Annotated in this window: 17 protein-coding genes; 5 read left to right on the top strand and 12 right to left on the bottom strand. The window is 60.5% G+C overall.

Annotated features, from left to right (window positions below):
- Positions 1 to 61: 61 nt before the first annotated feature.
- Together V1277_RS30860 and V1277_RS30865 are read right to left on the bottom strand one after the other, a co-directional pair.
- Entirely contained in the window at positions 62 to 661 is a 600-nt protein-coding gene (locus tag V1277_RS30860) for a formyltransferase family protein (RefSeq protein WP_334419492.1), read from the bottom strand.
- Positions 662 to 909: 248 nt separating this feature from the next.
- Positions 910 to 1,155: a hypothetical protein gene (locus V1277_RS30865; protein WP_334419493.1), complete on the bottom strand. Its 246-nt coding sequence runs from the start codon at positions 1,153 to 1,155 to the stop codon at positions 910 to 912.
- A 162-nt stretch (positions 1,156 to 1,317) separates the two neighbouring features.
- Here V1277_RS30865 and V1277_RS30870 point away from each other — a divergent pair, with 162 nt between their 5' ends.
- The 3 genes from V1277_RS30870 (at position 1,318) to V1277_RS30880 (ending at position 3,508) form a co-directional block, all read left to right on the top strand.
- Positions 1,318 to 1,710 (top strand): hypothetical protein, encoded by a 393-nt coding sequence (locus tag V1277_RS30870; RefSeq protein WP_334419494.1) that lies wholly within the window; start codon positions 1,318 to 1,320, stop codon positions 1,708 to 1,710.
- Positions 1,711 to 1,913: 203 nt separating this feature from the next.
- Positions 1,914 to 3,014, top strand: coding sequence for a sensor histidine kinase (locus V1277_RS30875; protein WP_334419495.1), 1,101 nt, complete (start codon positions 1,914 to 1,916; stop codon positions 3,012 to 3,014).
- A 101-nt stretch (positions 3,015 to 3,115) separates the two neighbouring features.
- The gene (locus V1277_RS30880; RefSeq protein ID WP_334419496.1) at positions 3,116 to 3,508 is read left to right on the top strand and encodes a response regulator; all 393 of its coding nucleotides are present in this window, start codon (positions 3,116 to 3,118) and stop codon (positions 3,506 to 3,508) included.
- 1,241 nt (positions 3,509 to 4,749) lie between these two features.
- Here V1277_RS30880 and V1277_RS30885 read toward each other — a convergent pair.
- From V1277_RS30885 to galE, 6 genes are all read right to left on the bottom strand, one after another.
- The gene (locus tag V1277_RS30885) at positions 4,750 to 5,091 is read right to left on the bottom strand and encodes a hypothetical protein (RefSeq protein ID WP_334419497.1); all 342 of its coding nucleotides are present in this window, start codon (positions 5,089 to 5,091) and stop codon (positions 4,750 to 4,752) included.
- A 558-nt stretch (positions 5,092 to 5,649) separates the two neighbouring features.
- On the bottom strand, positions 5,650 to 5,892 hold the full coding sequence (locus V1277_RS30890) for a PilZ domain-containing protein (protein ID WP_334375282.1): 243 nt from the start codon (positions 5,890 to 5,892) through the stop codon (positions 5,650 to 5,652).
- A gap of 108 nt (positions 5,893 to 6,000) precedes the next feature.
- The gene (locus V1277_RS30895; protein WP_334419498.1) at positions 6,001 to 6,165 is read right to left on the bottom strand and encodes a hypothetical protein; all 165 of its coding nucleotides are present in this window, start codon (positions 6,163 to 6,165) and stop codon (positions 6,001 to 6,003) included.
- A gap of 228 nt (positions 6,166 to 6,393) precedes the next feature.
- Positions 6,394 to 6,630 (bottom strand): DUF3551 domain-containing protein, encoded by a 237-nt coding sequence (locus tag V1277_RS30900; RefSeq protein WP_083754501.1) that lies wholly within the window; start codon positions 6,628 to 6,630, stop codon positions 6,394 to 6,396.
- 169 nt (positions 6,631 to 6,799) lie between these two features.
- Positions 6,800 to 6,991: a hypothetical protein gene (locus V1277_RS30905; RefSeq protein ID WP_156908450.1), complete on the bottom strand. Its 192-nt coding sequence runs from the start codon at positions 6,989 to 6,991 to the stop codon at positions 6,800 to 6,802.
- 124 nt (positions 6,992 to 7,115) lie between these two features.
- Positions 7,116 to 8,243, bottom strand: coding sequence for a UDP-glucose 4-epimerase GalE (gene galE / locus V1277_RS30910; RefSeq protein WP_334419500.1), 1,128 nt, complete (start codon positions 8,241 to 8,243; stop codon positions 7,116 to 7,118).
- Between the two features lie 148 nt (positions 8,244 to 8,391).
- On the opposite strand from galE, the gene V1277_RS30915 reads away from it, so the two are divergent.
- Both V1277_RS30915 and V1277_RS30920 read left to right on the top strand, forming a co-directional pair.
- A complete protein-coding gene (locus V1277_RS30915) occupies positions 8,392 to 8,694 on the top strand; it encodes a hypothetical protein (protein ID WP_334420553.1) in 303 nt (100 codons plus the stop codon).
- Positions 8,676 to 10,373, top strand: coding sequence for a hypothetical protein (locus V1277_RS30920; RefSeq protein WP_334419501.1), 1,698 nt, complete (start codon positions 8,676 to 8,678; stop codon positions 10,371 to 10,373). The genes V1277_RS30915 and V1277_RS30920 overlap by 19 nt, the downstream gene beginning before the upstream one ends.
- A 27-nt stretch (positions 10,374 to 10,400) precedes the next feature.
- On the opposite strand, the gene V1277_RS30925 is transcribed toward V1277_RS30920, so the two are convergent.
- The 4 genes from V1277_RS30925 to V1277_RS30940 form a co-directional block, all read right to left on the bottom strand.
- The gene (locus V1277_RS30925) at positions 10,401 to 10,811 is read right to left on the bottom strand and encodes a DUF2304 domain-containing protein (protein ID WP_334419502.1); all 411 of its coding nucleotides are present in this window, start codon (positions 10,809 to 10,811) and stop codon (positions 10,401 to 10,403) included.
- A complete protein-coding gene (locus V1277_RS30930) occupies positions 10,808 to 11,533 on the bottom strand; it encodes a glycosyltransferase family 2 protein (protein ID WP_334419503.1) in 726 nt (241 codons plus the stop codon). Before V1277_RS30930 ends, V1277_RS30925 begins: the two co-directional genes overlap by 4 nt.
- On the bottom strand, positions 11,509 to 12,396 hold the full coding sequence (locus V1277_RS30935; protein WP_334419504.1) for a class I SAM-dependent methyltransferase: 888 nt from the start codon (positions 12,394 to 12,396) through the stop codon (positions 11,509 to 11,511). Before V1277_RS30935 ends, V1277_RS30930 begins: the two co-directional genes overlap by 25 nt.
- Before the next feature lie 1,013 nt (positions 12,397 to 13,409).
- The gene (locus V1277_RS30940) at positions 13,410 to 14,258 is read right to left on the bottom strand and encodes a hypothetical protein (RefSeq protein ID WP_334419505.1); all 849 of its coding nucleotides are present in this window, start codon (positions 14,256 to 14,258) and stop codon (positions 13,410 to 13,412) included.
- Between the last annotated feature and the right edge of the window lie 138 nt (positions 14,259 to 14,396).

The raw sequence follows: 14,396 nt of genomic DNA on the forward strand, positions 1-14,396 counted from the left end.
AAATTCGCAGTTTCGTCGCGATTGCGGCAAATTGCGGGGTTTTGCGGTATGATGGTAGCGGTCAATGCTTGCCGTCGGCCAGGCTCGGAGCCTTGGTGGCAAATTCCTCATCCTGGGGCGTGGCCGGCAGGCTTCCGTGGGCTTTGGCGTGGTAAATGACATCGGCCAACAGTTTCTGGCCGAGCGGCGCCAGCGCGCGCTCCCAGAGCTCTCGGGCGGTTTCCCCTTTTTTGACGAACACCCATTCCTGCGCGGCGATCGCGCCGGCATCCATCCGGTCGGCGAGATGGTAGATGGTACCGCCAGCGATTGGATCGCCTTCCTTGACGGTCCATTCGACCGCGGCGATGCCGCGATGCCGGGGCAGCAGCGAGGGGTGATAGCCAATGCCGCCGAGTTTGGCTGTGGCCAGCGCCTCCCTGGTAACGCGGGCATGGCTGTGTGCGGTGACGATCAGGTCGGTCCCTGGCGCGATTTCGGAGGCGATCACGCGCTTCGGATCGGCCTGCACCACGACGTCAATCCCGGTGGCCCGCGCCGCGGCGGCAAGCCGGTCCTCGCCGTCGTGAACGACGACGCGAACGATATCGACGCCATGTTGGCGTAGGGTATTGAACGTCGTCACGCCAAAATGGCGGGAACCGACCAGGGTAATCCGCATGTGTTCTGTCCGTCGTTAATCAGGCCGATATGCCGATAGCACACGATGCCGGCCTGTTTCGATGCTCGCCAACAGGCTGGCGGGTTATCAACAGGGCGGGCCGGCTGAGCACAGGCGGAGCGGCTGAGATTAAGTCGGATTGAAACCGCGAAGGGATTGCGCCCCTCTCCCGCAAGCGGGAGAGGGGAAGCAAGTCTGCGGCCAAATCGATCTAACCAAGAGTCATCAGGCTAGCTACTCCTGTTCCGTCACCATGACAGGATTCGCAGTTCTGGCCTGGAATAGGGCGAGGCCGGTGACCGGACCGGGTCGGGCTGTTGTTCAGCCACCCTTTGCAGGCACGCCCGCAAGTCGGCGCTGCACTGCTTCATCTGGTTGCGCAACTCGCGCCGGGCGAAGGTGGTGAGGGTGGGATCGCCAAGCTGCTGCCACGCAGCGCGCAGCCATTGCTGCAGGGCGCGGATATCGGAATCGAGCACTTCGGGCTGGTTCATGCCGCCGGAATCTCAAAACGTAATCGCGCCTTGATTAGGACTGATTCTCCCGCCGACGCCTACTCCGTAACAGGACGGACAGCACGAAAATGGGCTCGCCTGGAAGCTGGGGAACGCGTGCCCTACATGTTCGTTGAGTGGGAGCCTCCTGGAGAGACCTCGATGTCCTGCAATCCGGCGCTTGTTCTCTTCGTGGCGTTCAGCCTGATCGTTCCCGTAAAGGCATTCGCACAACTGACGCCGCCAGCCGGCTCGGCGGGCGCCGGCAATTCACCGATATCGGGCGTGCCGTTCGGACCGGCCAACCCCAGGGCGCTCTCCGATCCCAGCGGCATCGGCAATGCCGCGAACGTGCCACCGCTCCGCCCCAACCCCCCGCCGCCGGCCGTCTCCTACGGCTCAGTCGACGCGCCGCGCGCACGTGTCGTGACGCCGCCATATCCAACCGCCTCGCAGCGGATCATTAGTGCGCGCAAGGCCCCGCGCAAGTCGCCGGTTCGGCCGCGGGGGCGGCCGGAGGTGAGCAGGTTCACCGGGATCTGCCGCGGGTGCTAGCGATCAAATTGCGATCCATCCTGCGGGAAACGAAGCGCGCCGGAAGACTGACATTTCCGCGCCCGGCCACGGCTTAGGAACAAATTTTCTCTTGCCGGATTTGTCCAACGTCAAGCGCTCGGCGGTCGTGCGTGCTGGTCCCTGCATGTGCCGACACCGAGTATCGTGCAACGCAAAATTGCCCTTCGGCAGGGATGGCGGGAATGAACTTCCAGCGACGGACGGCCAAGACTTTCTCCCAGCCAGGCCGCTCCGCCTTCCTGGACGTGCCTCATCTGCTTCGCGATGAATGGCGGCAGGCGCACGAAGACCGGCTGGCTGTCTCCTACGAACATGTCGGCGTCGGCATCGTCGAGGTCGATGAGGCGGGGCGGATGCTGCGCGTCAACCAGAAGGCCTGCGATCTGGTGGGACGAGAAGCGGCCGACTTGCTCGGCCGCTCCATCTTTGACGAGACCTCGCCACAGGACGTCGCGCAGGATCTCGCGCAGTTCAGACGACAGATCGCGGGCGAAATCGACCGCTACACCATCGAAACGCGTCTCGCGCGCAGGGAGGGGTCATACTTCTGGGCGGAGGTCACGTCCTCAAGCGTTTGCGATGCGTCGGGAAATTTCCGTTACGCGGTGCGGGCTCAGCATGACATCAGCGCCCGCAAGCAAGCCGAGCAGGAGCGGTGCGCCGCCGAAGACCGTGCGCAGCAACTCGAAACCCAGCAACGACTTTTGCTCGATGAACTCAATCATCGCACCAAGAACAACATGCAGATGCTGCAGTCGCTGCTTTTCTCCACGGCAAGGACCGCACGCAGCGAGGAGGCGCGCAAAGTCCTGAACGAAGCCAGCGCACGGATCACGGCCATGGCGGCGGCGCAGCGTGTGCTGTACGGCCGAAGCGATGCCACCTGCTTCGCGGCGGAGGAATTTCTGCCGGCGGTTTGTCAAACCATCCGGCAGTTGCTGCCGCCGGATGCACGAATTGAGTGTGGCGCGGCGCGCAGCGCGCTTTCCAACGACATGGCGATGCCGCTGGCATTGATATTGAACGAGCTGCTGACAAACGCCGTGAAGCACGGCATCAGGGACTATGCGAGGCAGGCCGTTCGCGTCAGCCTGACCAGCCAGGACGGACGGATGGCGCTCTGCGTCGAGGATGACGGCGAAGGGTTCGACCTGGAGGCAGTGCGCAAGACCTCGTCCGGACTCCAGCTCGTACTCGGCCTCGCACGCCAGCTCCATGGAACGCTTCACGTCACGAAAAACCCTTCGCGGGCGTGCCTCGATTTCCCTGCTGCAAAGAGCTAGGCCGGTGATCGATGACGACGCCCCATCAGAACGCAGGGCATATTGCGTTGCCATCCGAGCCGGACCGGAATTCGTCGCCACCTGCTGAAGAGACCTGGCGCATGGAAGGGAAACAGGGCCCGCTGCGGGTTCTTGTCGTCGAGGATGATTTCCTGATCGCCATGCAATCCGAAGTCGCGCTGACGGCTGCCGGCTTTGAAGTTGTCGGTCCGGCCATGACCGCCGAGGAAGCCGTTGCGCTCGCCAGCGAGGCCCAACCGACGCTTGCCGTGATGGATATTCGCCTGGCCAGCAGCCGCGACGGTATCGACGCCGCACGCCAACTCTATCAGGACTTCGCCATTCGCTGCATCTTTGCGACCGCGCACGACGATGTGTACACGCGCGGGCGCGCCAAGCCTTACGCCCCGCTCGGATGGCTGCCGAAGCCGTACACCATGGCATCGCTGGTGGCGGTGGTCGTCGAGGCTCTCGCGCAGTTGCGCCGGCCGTAGCGGAGGCGTCGGCAGTCGAACCGGACCTATGGAACTTTTCGGCCCAAACAATTGCAGAGAAGCCGCCGCTGCCGCGGCGGCTGAGGCGACGTTTTACTTTCTCCGCGGGCGCTAGTCGGTCCGGTATGCGTCCAGCGCGTGGGCGGCGAAGATCCCTACGCTAATCAGGGCGAGGATCCCTGCTGACAGCTCGATCATTGTTCGGCGTCCCTGTGTTTTTATTAATAACCAGGTACGCCGCCGTTTGTTTCAGGCAGCGGTCGAGCAATCTTGACGTTTTGGCGAGGAACAGCGGGGCTAAATGGAAAAGGGGAGGACGTTCGGCCAGCGCTTCTTCATCCCAGCGGCAACCTGAAAGGCCAGGCGATTTTCGGATCGGGTCGATGGGGCGTACTTGGCGTGAGCGCGACGGTCGGCCGCCTTCTGTCGTCCGCGCTGGCGCCTGACATATCATTTGGATCGCGTATGCATTTGGCATCGCTCCAAAGTCTTGTAACCAGCCATAATCCTCTCACTGAATTTAAGACTTGATTTAAGGCTTGGCAACCGGACCAGCGCCCGCCGTCAGAGTGCGCCGCACAAACTGTTTCGCTTTCGCCAGGCGCGAATCTAGGCAAAGCTTGGCCAGCGACATGTCATTGGGGATGAGCATGGACGTTGTGGAGCTCGTAATTTACGGCTTGCTGGCTTTGTGGGGACCGCCTTTGCTGTTTGCGGCATACTTGTTGCGGCCGATCAAATGAACTGCCTCACCATCCAGACGATGAGGAACAGCCAGCCAGCCATCGCGATCACGACAGCGATAAAGTAGTTCACTCTCAGCCATAGATGATGCACCGATCGTCCTTCAAGACGAAGCCGCCAGGCGGAGTATGATCGCCTGACGGCCTGCTGGTGTGGGCCCGGACGCTTGGGGAATTGTCCGGTGGCTGATCATTAGGCGTCGCCGCAGCGGGCGGCAATCGGACTTGCAGTTTAACCTAATCAGTCAACCTTACTGACCGCGATGTCTTCTCTCTTAGAGCGGCCTCTGCCACACGGATTTGCTGCTTAAACTTGTTAAGCTCTGCCATGCGCTCCGGCAAACTTCGCGGTGTCTGCCGCGCGCCCTATTACTTTGACGGTGGCATTCTGGATAAAGCCTCCGCTGCGGGCTAATTCTGGGAACTAAGAACAAAAAACCGCCCGAAGGCGGTCCTGCATTCTCGACTTTTCGTTCGATCGGGCTGCGAGTGACGCACTCATACTGCTGCGCGTTCGGGATCGCTCTTGGTGAGCTCAAGCAAAAGCAACGTAATAGTCGATTTAAGATTTTCACGGCGCGCAATCAAAGCTCTCACCGTCATCGGAAATGCAAAGTGATGAGGATCTCTCGTCGGACTTTTCTGTAGTTCAGCGTCAATGCTTTGATCAAGCAAGCGGATGGCGTTCTTGATATCGACCAGCATTGCTCCAGTTTGTTGACGCCTCCGCCTGAGCGCGTCATCCGTTGCGAGCCGCTTGCGCTCTGCCATGGCCTGTCCCTTGGCCTGAACGCGAACAAGATGTCGTAGATCCGCTGTCTCGAATTGGGGCTGGTTCATTTGTTTGCTCCGCAATGGCACATCGCTGGCAGCGATACGTGGCGATGTTGTGCGGAGAGCAAGGAGCTTGCCAGAAACAAGATGACCGCCCGAAGGGCGGTCTCTCTGTTTGTGAGTGCAGTTTGAGTGGCGCGGTTGTCCCAGGGACTACGACCGCGGCTGAAGTCGATCCGATCTTCGCATTGATCGAGGAGAACAAGGAAGCGAATGCACATTTTTACGCCGCATCAGAGGTGCTCCCCGGGCAGGCTCAGCCCGGATCCCCGAGCTGAGCAACGGCCCATTAGAAGCCATGGCGTTAACTTTTTCTTAAGGATTCGGCTGGGATAGTTCAGACTTTAAGAAATTGCGAATCATCGGGCTGGAGATTTGCCATGCTTACGACGGTTCTCTTGATGGCTTTGACCGCGCTGGCCGCTTGTACAGCTATTCTTGTCCGCTTCGAATTGTTAGCCCGAAAGCGAAGAGCGTCATAACTACTTCAGGCGGTAAGCCAATGCCCATTGGGGCGGCGAGGGTAGAGCAGCCGGACATCGGGAGCCGAACGGCTGCATAGAGCTACAGGTCGAAGACCACGCCAAGTCTGTACTCTTTGCGCCACACAACGCGACAAGGGAGCTTTAGCTTGTCATCCGGCAAGATCAATGTGAACTCATCGGGAATGCGGATCAGCTCGGAAAAGTCCAGCGCCGCGCCCGTGCTGGATATGTCACGAACAGTGCAAGGATACTTGTCGCCGCCGTAATCGATCTTGGCCGGCTTCATGACGCGAACACGAGGAGCAATCCGGGTTTCCACCATCGCAATATGCCCACTTTAAAATACTGCCTTAGTAGCACTAAATCCTTAAAGCGCTCCAAAGATGGAACCCGGTTTCAGGCACACCTGGCTTCTCAAACACCTGGCTTCTCAAAATAGCGGCCTCACATGGTCATGCCAGCGATCGGCGTCGAGGACAGTCGAATGGCTACGGTGATAATCGCCGCAGAACACGACGACACCGAAGACGCCGGATTCGCGCATCTCTCCAAAGGTAATTTTCTGCGGGCGCTGCATCGCGCCCAATTCTGCCAAGAATCGAAATCAGCCTGAATGAGCCACTTTGGGGAGTGCCCTTTGGGGAGTGCCCTGGCGTGGCGCGGCTCTGCGCATGTCGTCCGGCAACGTCGTGCGCAGAGCCTTCCATTGTTGGAAGGCTCCGGCAACGAGGACCCGCGAGGCTACAGTGACCCCAGCGTCTGCCATACGATGGCCAGCACCAAGAGCATGGCGTAAGCGGTCCTGCGGCCAATGCGGTTCACGTTAGTAGACCCGGCGATGCCGCTGATAACCTCCGAAATATGGATTGATGACGCACTGTGCCGAGCGGCCCGATGCCGATGCGTTGCATTGAGGCAGCGACGTGTAGCGGCATTCGTAATAGGTGGCCGGGCCATATACCCGCAGGCAAACCGGATAGGCCGGATCGTATGTCTGGGCCGCCACCGGCCCTATTGAGACTATTCCGATAGCCAAAATCGCTAAAGCCAGAATGCGCATCAGAGCCTCCTTCGGCATTCACTCCAAGACCTCATACTCGAAGGCCACAGCTTCCGGATCGTTCTCCTCGAACCATTTTTCCGCGGCGTCCTCGCTCGCAAACCTTGTCACCAACTTGATTGCTTGGACGGACAAGTGGAGGCTGGAGCCTGCAGGAGCGCCTTACTTTTTAGCTGACAATCTCCCTGACCTTGATGCCGCGCAAGGCCTCGATGCAGTCAGCCACCAAATGCAAGAACTCTTGCCGCTTTATGCGCTTCACCTGACGTCCTTCCATATTAATTAGAATGAACCTCGCCATGTCGTGGGCGACTTCAAACTGCGATTTGCCGGTAACCTCAACGTCTATTCTCTCAGCCATTTCGCTCTCCGCTAGTTGTAAAGGCAGCGGTCGAGGACTTTCGAACGACGAAGCGCCTCACGCTTCGCTCGAATGATCCCAGCAGCGAGGGAAGCGACGAATATCCGCTGCAGGGCGCCGCCTGTCACGCCTGTTTGCTCGTCCCCGAGGCGTCCTGCGAGGCGCGGAATGCGCGGCTCGACCGAGGCCTGCTGACCCAAACGGTCCTAGGTGGCGGATTTCCGCTGTCGGGGTGAGGCAGAGCCGTAGTTGCCAAGCGCTGCGTCGCGTTACCTTGCGCCAATAGTTTGCGTTCCCAAGCAAGCGCATGGCGGACGATCAGGGAAAGATCATCCCATTGGGGCCGCCAGCCCAGCAGATCGCGCATCCGCTGCGCCGAGGCCACGATCTCCGCCGGATCGCCAGGCCGGCGGGCGGCAAGTTCGACGGGAAAGTCGTTTCCGGATTCGTGCTGCATGGCCTCGATCACCTGCAAGACCGAAAAGCCGTGGCCGCAGCCGCAATTTAGCGTCAGGGACTCTCCACCACCGCGGAGGTATGAAAGCGCGTGACAATGAGCGTTTACGAGATCGCTCACGTGGATATAGTCGCGAATGCAGGTCCCATCAGGCGTGGGATAATCGGTGCCGAAAACCTGCATCTTCTCTCGCAGACCCACGGCGGTTTCCGCTGCAACCTTGAGAAGATGCGTTGCCCCTCGCGTTGCCTGTCCGGTGCGCAGAGCAGGATCGGCGCCTGCTACATTGAAATATCTCAAGATGACGTAGCGCAGGCCGTGAGCGCGTGCTGCATCGCGCAGCATTGTTTCAGCCATGAATTTGGATAAGCCGTAAGGTGATAGGGGCGCGACGGGCGTCTCTTCCGTGACAGGATTTGCCGGCGGATTTCCGTATACCGCCGCCGTCGATGAGAAGATGAAGCGCTGCACTCCACTCCTGATTGCGATCTCGAACAGGCTTCGGGAATTTTCTGTGTTGTTGCGATAATATAGAAGGGGTTCGGCAACTGACTCCGGGACAACGACAGAAGCCGCAAAATGAATGATCTCCGAAATCCCATACTTCGCGATCAGCGCCGCAACTCGCCGCTGATCCCCGATGTCCTCAACGAAAACCGGAACTCCGGATGGTATTGCCCATTCGCACCCCGACGAAAAATCATCGATCACGACGGGCTGTTCGCCACGATCAACGAGTTCGTACACCATGTGGCTCCCAACGTATCCGGCACCTCCGGTGACAAGGATCGCCATTGCTGCTGCCTTAGGGGACCTGATTTGAACTTTGGAACAAAGTTCCCTTCAGGCGTGTTATGAAGCTCATCGGACAACACTTGAGGTGCGCTGGGAGTTCGTTCCCGATTAGGTGGTTGAGCGAGATTTCTGACGTGATGCTGCGGCGGTGTCGGCCGATGGCAGAACCGTCTGCGTCCTAATTCGTGGCTTGAATTCCTGGTGGAGCCGCTCGATCGCATTGGTGGTACGTAGCGATGCTCTCGCCTCCGGCCAGATCAACATGCGCAAGGTCGATGGCTGGCAAACGCTCGCCACCGCGCCCATCGATCAGCCAAGTGACCTTGTCCTCTCAAGAGATAGCTTCAAGCGGCCGGCGATTCCGCGGCGCGAATTCCCACCACATTCCGGACGGCACCAGCGCGTCGCCATGCAACCGGTTAAGGACAATGCATGGCGCTTGAACGGGTGAATGGCGACGGCTCTGAATTTGCGCGGCCGAAACTCGGCCTCGCATTTGCTGCTCGTCATGCGGAGACGTTGCTCGTGCTCCTTGTGCTGGGCGTGGCCTTGGTCATCGGGCTTGCGACCGCCGCGGATTACGGGGTGTCGACTGACGAATTCAATACGGACGATTACGGCCCAAAGGCGCTTGCCTGGTACGCGAGCGCCTTTACCGACCGGTCTCAGTTCGAGACGGTCGAAGAGTATCTGTGGATGTATGGACCGTGGTTTCAGATGCTCATCGCGGCCGTGCAGTCGCTTGAGCTCGCGAACCCGATCACGGTCCGTCACGCCATCACCTTCCTGTTCGGCCTCGCTGGGCTCGCCGCCGTCGTGCCGATAGCACGGCTCACGGTCGGGTACTGGGCTGGGTTGACGGCGCTCGCCCTGTGCCTGCTGACCGGCTACCTGTACGGCAACCTGTTCTTCGCCCCGATCGACGTGCCGTTCCTGTTCGCCATGAGCTGGTCGACGCTCGCGATCGTCCTGATGGTGCGGCAGGAGGTGCCGAGCTGGCGTCTGACCCTTGCGACGGGCCTTGTCACTGGCCTCGCCATTGCGACGCGCACCGGCGGGGTGATCACGCACGCCTACCTCGTCGGCGGCATGAGCCTGTGCGCGCTCGAGGCGCTGCTGCGCCATGGCCGCGCGGGCTACGGCCAATTGCGCCAGATCGCCTTGCATATGCTGCTCGTCATCCTCGTCGCCTGGCTGACGGCGATTGCGCTCTGGCCGTGGTTGCAGACTGGAAATCCGCTCATGCGATTCCTCGAGGCCTATCGGCACTTTGCTCCACTCGACACCTCGTTCGAATTCCAGAACTGGGGCCGGCGCACGTTCACGGATAAACTGCCCGCCTGGTACATTCCCGGACAGCTCGTGGCGCGTTTGCCCGAGGGCTTTTTGGCGTTGCTGTTGCTCGGCATGGCGGTCTGGATCGGTGCCGCAGGGTCGTGGACGCGCGCCGCCCTCGGCGCCCTGCGTCGGTCCGGCGTCGTGGGACTGCGACCTGTCGCGGCCGAGCTCGCGGGATCGCGCGCGGTGCTTGTCGCCAGTGTGGCGGCGTTCGGACCTATCGGGGTGCTCATCCTGCAGGGCTCGACGCTCTATGACGGTGTCCGCCACATATTGTTCGTGATTCCAATGCTCGCCATCGTGGCCGCGCGCGGGCTGACGAGCCTCTTGCCCTTGTTGCGACGCTTCCCGATTGTGCCCGCGGCCCTCGGGGCCGCGCACGCGGCCGTCATCGTGGTGACGCTCGTCATCCTGCATCCGCTCGAATATATCGCGATGAACAGTCTGGCAGGCGGCGTCGCCGGCGCTTACGGCCGATTCGACCTCGACTATTGGGGCATGGCGGCTCCCGAGGCGCTGCGCCGCCTCGAGGGTCGAATTGACGCCGAAGGCCGGTTCGCGGGAGATCCACCGCGCGTGCTGGTCTGCCTGGGCTGGCGCGAGCAACTGGCCGGCGTGATGTTCCGTCGCAACTGGATTGCCGAAACCGATCTGCAGAAGGCCGACTACCTGATCGCCACCGAGCGCTGGCCTTGTGCCAAGGGCACGTCGGCCGTACTGGTTGATGAGGTCACGCGATTTGGCCGCTCGTTCGCCCAGATCTACGTCAATCGTCGCGGGCTCGGCGAGTGACGCCAATTTCGGGCGCGACTTAACAATCTATTTCTTCGCCTGCAATTCGATCGGGGGCGCCTCGGCCTTTCGGCCCAACATGACCGGGCGACGTTTTCGCGGCTGGCCTGCCTCACGCCGGCTCTCCTTGGCGCGATCGATCGCGACGGCGCGCGCCAGACGCGTGATCATATCGAGCTGGAGCCGCAACTTGAGATGCAAGTTGAGCATGATGAGCAGGCTGATCACGACCCAGGTGTAGACGATGAGGTCGGAGCCGCGGCCAATTCCCACGAAGGCCGCAAGCGCGGTGGCATGCTCCGGCACCCAAACGAAGTAGAGGCCGGCGAGCGCAGCGCCGCTCGCGAGCGGGCCGATGATCGGCACCGTCCGATGCTCCGACCAGGCGTAGACCAGAACCAACGCCAGAAAGGCCGTCAACAATAGCTGCGCGATCATCGGTAGAGCCTCCGCGCAAACAGATCGATCAGGATGGCCAGCGCATCGGTGAAGCGTTGACCCTTGCCCAGCGAATAGGCGCTGTACTCGATGTTCACCGGCACCTCGACAAAGCGCAGGCGGCTCTGCGCGATCTGGTGCAGGATCTCGGACGCGTGCGCCATTCGGTTCTGTCGCAAGGCGATCGCGCGGGCGCCGCGCGCGGTCATCGCTCGTAGGCCATTGTGGGTATCGGTGAGCGGCAGTCCGGTGCTCACGCGCGTGAACCAAAGCGCGGTGCTGAGCAGGATGCGGCGCGACACCGGCAGATTTGCCGTCGCGCCGGTGAGAAAGCGGCTGCCGAGCGCGAAATCGATGCCGGGCTGCTCGATCGCCGCGAGCAGCGCCGCGATGGCCACGGGGGAATGCTGGCCGTCGGCGTCGAACGTGACGAGCGCATCCGCACGCCGCTTGAGGGCGTAGTCGATGCCGGTCTGCAGCGCGGCGCCCTGTCCGAGGTTGACCGGATGCCGGACGACGACCGCGCCTGCGAGTAACGCAACGTCGCCGGTCCGGTCACTGGAGCCGTCATCGACCACGACGACAGTGTATCCGGCGCGGCGAATGCCGGACACGACGCTGCCGACCACCGGCGCTTCATTGTACGCCGCGACAACGATCCAGGGATTGCGAATCCGGCTGACGTTGAGGCGCTCTATCATGGGGGGCTCGTATCCGGACATGGTGGCGCCTTGCTCAAGACCACGCGCATCGCGTCAAACAGGTTCACCGGAATGGCGAACCGGTTGCCGGTCGGGCTGGCCGCGATCTTGCGGCCGAGCATGCGACCGACCTGGAAGGCGATCAGCGAGAACGGCACGAATTTCCAGGGGTAATCAGCACTCTCGACGCGACAGCCGACCGATTGGGCCAGAGACGCGATGCTGGCGCGATTGAAGAACCACAGGTGCTGCGGAGGCGTCATCAGGCGCCAGTGCACGCCGGTCGACCGCGCCGCCAAGGAGCCGAAGTCGCCGGTCGTCAGCACGATGATTCCGTCCGGCCGGAGATGGTCCGCGAGCAGCGCGAGGGCTTCCTGCGGGTCGGGCAGATGCTCGATGACGTCGAGGAGGACGATAACATCCAGGGTGCCAAGCGACTTGAGAGTAGCTTCGCTCAGCGGCCCGCAGATGACGTTCAAGCCGAGATCGCCAGCATGGGCAGCAGCCTGGCCCGCCGGCTCGATGCCGCTCACCTCAAATCCCGCGCGGCGGGCTTCATCGAGAAAGAAGCCGTAGGCGCAACCGATCTCGAGCAGGCGGCCCTGTGGCTTGCGGTGCTGGATGAACTCGACCGTGCGGGCGAACTCGCGCCGTAGCACGGGTTCGGCGCCGCGATAATCGGCGTAGCCGTCGGACTGATGGCCGGAAAAGTAACCATCGTCATAATAGGCGAGGGGATCGAAGCTCGATGCCTCGGTGCGTCCCAGTCCACAGTCCCGACATTGAAAGATGTCGCAACCGTTCTTGATGTAAAGAAACCGATGTGGCGTCGCCCGACCGCACGCGGGACACTTAAGCGTAAACGCAGTTCGGTCGTTTCGCATCAGCACATGCGTCCCCAACGGCGTTTCTTCAGTGCGACAAAAAACGCCTCCGATGCCGAACAGTTCCGCTTGGCGAACGGCCACGGGGTCGCAGGTTGCTTTGCTGTGTCCGGGCTTCGAATATTGACCCCTTTCGGCGTCCACCGTGATCCTGGTCAGAGTCTTATTTCGACAATGCCTCAGATGGTTACATGCCCCCAAAGCCCCTAGCCGGGGGTATCTCCTGGGGCGGCGGCCCCGGTGCGTTGCGTATTGCCGGGCTGCTAGCCGGTCGATTCAACGCGGTATGCACATCATGGATTGCCGACTCCATCGGTGATATGGGCCGCAAGGGGGAGATGGCTGGGATGTGGCCGGGCACACGTTCCGAACCGGCAAACCTTGCTGCCATCCATCGCGGACACAAGCCCCTTCAGACGTGCTGCTGCACCCGACTCCACATTCGCCCGCGGCAAAAGCTGGTTCGGCAAAAGCAAAAGCTACAAAGAAGGCCCCAAAATAAGCAAAGCGGATCATCATGGCGGCTCCTCGCTGTCTTGAGCACGGGTTAGGTTAAATTGGTGCCGTGAATACCGTTCCTTTGCTCTGCTCGGATCCAAGCTGCCGCCGGTGACGCTGGCGGGCTCATTGCGGCCAGCGGCCCCGGCACGGATACGCAACGCTGCAGCGGGGCCGCTAATCCAACGGCTTTAGGTACCCTCGCGGGGCTGGCAGCAAAGGCTACCCGGCAAGCCCATCACTGTCATATTAGCTTCACGCCTGCCACTTTTTCCCGGGCCCCAGTGTCGCATATGATGCCAAGACAAGAGCATGGCGTAAGCGGTCCTGCGGCCATGCGGTTCACTTTAGTAGACCCGGCGATGCCGCTGATAACCTCCGATGTGCGCATTCACGAGTGACTTCGACAGGGCGCGGATTGGTTATTCGCCGGATCGAGTCGACGCGCTTGTGTGGGCGCTGACGGAATTAAGCGGACCGCAGCACACTACGAAGGTTATGCCGTTTCCGTTGATTTAGGTCGGCGGAACAACGCGGTAGCGAAGCTCAATGATGTCGTCGATTCCATCGTGAAGCCTGTGCCATGGCTCGGAAGATCGGACATTTAGACGAACGATCAATTGAACCCCAACGTGCTTCATACCGATGCGCAATTTCATCGGAAGACCTTGACCGTAATCTCCATTAAAGGTGAGCCAATCGAGCTTATAGCTAGCAAAATTGGGATCGACCTCAGCCTCAAGTACTAGTTCGTCACCGACGTACAGATCGCCGTTTCCTTGTTGGCGTAAGTCAAAAACATGCATTTGTTGGTTGGGATCGTGAGCTAGATGAAATTCGTTTCCACGATTGTCGACAACGCGAATGAATGTTGGAACATTGAATTCCCGTTCCATGTTTTGCTCTTTGAAGTGTTGCTTGATCGAGTCGATGACGTCGTTTGAATAGCAAACTGCGCGCTCTAGATCCCGTTCGCTACATGTACCGCCGTGCGCGAGCTTGTTTCGAATCTCTTCAAGGCGGCTGAGAAAGGTTCTGGCTTCTACGGCGCCATCCGGAAACGCACCGCCCAAAGCGTCTCGAAAATTTCCCGGGTACAGCTCAGGGTGAAGTGCAATGGTTATTGCATGACCCAGGTTGGCCGCATCAATGAGACGAGGAAATCGCGATCGATCGGACTCAAATCGATCGTTTATTTGCCGTCGGATATCCTTGGATATTGCCCGACAACCGCCAGCCTCGTCGGGGCCGAGATAATTTGCCCCGAACCATTTCGGTAGCTTTGATTCGATGAGCCTGCGTAGCCAGCTTTCGGCCGCGTCCAAATGACGTCTCGCTAAATCTTTTCGATCATTTTCAGTCATCGTTGATTGGATTTCGAAATTGCTTCTAACTAAGTGCAGCTTGCCAATTGATATTCTTGTGGCCAGCGGTGGAATTTAGAGCGCGTTGTGGCCCCAAGAGTGGCCCCGGTCGAAAATTGCGCCGATGCGCGCTGCCGT

This window comes from Bradyrhizobium sp. AZCC 1588 (assembly GCF_036924735.1).
GTDB lineage: Bacteria > Pseudomonadota > Alphaproteobacteria > Rhizobiales > Xanthobacteraceae > Bradyrhizobium.

What these genes read in the sequence shown, in the direction of transcription:
- V1277_RS30860 (WP_334419492.1), bottom strand. Translation starts at nt 661, where the DNA reads ATGCGGATTACCCTGGTCGGTTCCCGCCATTTTGGCGTGACGACGTTC.
- V1277_RS30865 (WP_334419493.1), bottom strand. Translation starts at nt 1,155, where the DNA reads ATGAACCAGCCCGAAGTGCTCGATTCCGATATCCGCGCCCTGCAGCAA.
- V1277_RS30870 (WP_334419494.1), top strand. Translation starts at nt 1,318, where the DNA reads ATGTCCTGCAATCCGGCGCTTGTTCTCTTCGTGGCGTTCAGCCTGATC.
- V1277_RS30875 (WP_334419495.1), top strand. Translation starts at nt 1,914, where the DNA reads ATGAACTTCCAGCGACGGACGGCCAAGACTTTCTCCCAGCCAGGCCGC.
- V1277_RS30880 (WP_334419496.1), top strand. Translation starts at nt 3,116, where the DNA reads ATGGAAGGGAAACAGGGCCCGCTGCGGGTTCTTGTCGTCGAGGATGAT.
- V1277_RS30885 (WP_334419497.1), bottom strand. Translation starts at nt 5,091, where the DNA reads ATGAACCAGCCCCAATTCGAGACAGCGGATCTACGACATCTTGTTCGC.
- V1277_RS30890 (WP_334375282.1), bottom strand. Translation starts at nt 5,892, where the DNA reads ATGGTGGAAACCCGGATTGCTCCTCGTGTTCGCGTCATGAAGCCGGCC.
- V1277_RS30900 (WP_083754501.1), bottom strand. Translation starts at nt 6,630, where the DNA reads ATGCGCATTCTGGCTTTAGCGATTTTGGCTATCGGAATAGTCTCAATA.
- V1277_RS30905 (WP_156908450.1), bottom strand. Translation starts at nt 6,991, where the DNA reads ATGGCTGAGAGAATAGACGTTGAGGTTACCGGCAAATCGCAGTTTGAA.
- galE (WP_334419500.1), bottom strand. Translation starts at nt 8,243, where the DNA reads ATGGCGATCCTTGTCACCGGAGGTGCCGGATACGTTGGGAGCCACATG.
- V1277_RS30920 (WP_334419501.1), top strand. Translation starts at nt 8,676, where the DNA reads ATGGCGCTTGAACGGGTGAATGGCGACGGCTCTGAATTTGCGCGGCCG.
- V1277_RS30925 (WP_334419502.1), bottom strand. Translation starts at nt 10,811, where the DNA reads ATGATCGCGCAGCTATTGTTGACGGCCTTTCTGGCGTTGGTTCTGGTC.
- V1277_RS30930 (WP_334419503.1), bottom strand. Translation starts at nt 11,533, where the DNA reads ATGTCCGGATACGAGCCCCCCATGATAGAGCGCCTCAACGTCAGCCGG.
- V1277_RS30935 (WP_334419504.1), bottom strand. Translation starts at nt 12,396, where the DNA reads ATGCGAAACGACCGAACTGCGTTTACGCTTAAGTGTCCCGCGTGCGGT.
- V1277_RS30940 (WP_334419505.1), bottom strand. Translation starts at nt 14,258, where the DNA reads ATGACTGAAAATGATCGAAAAGATTTAGCGAGACGTCATTTGGACGCG.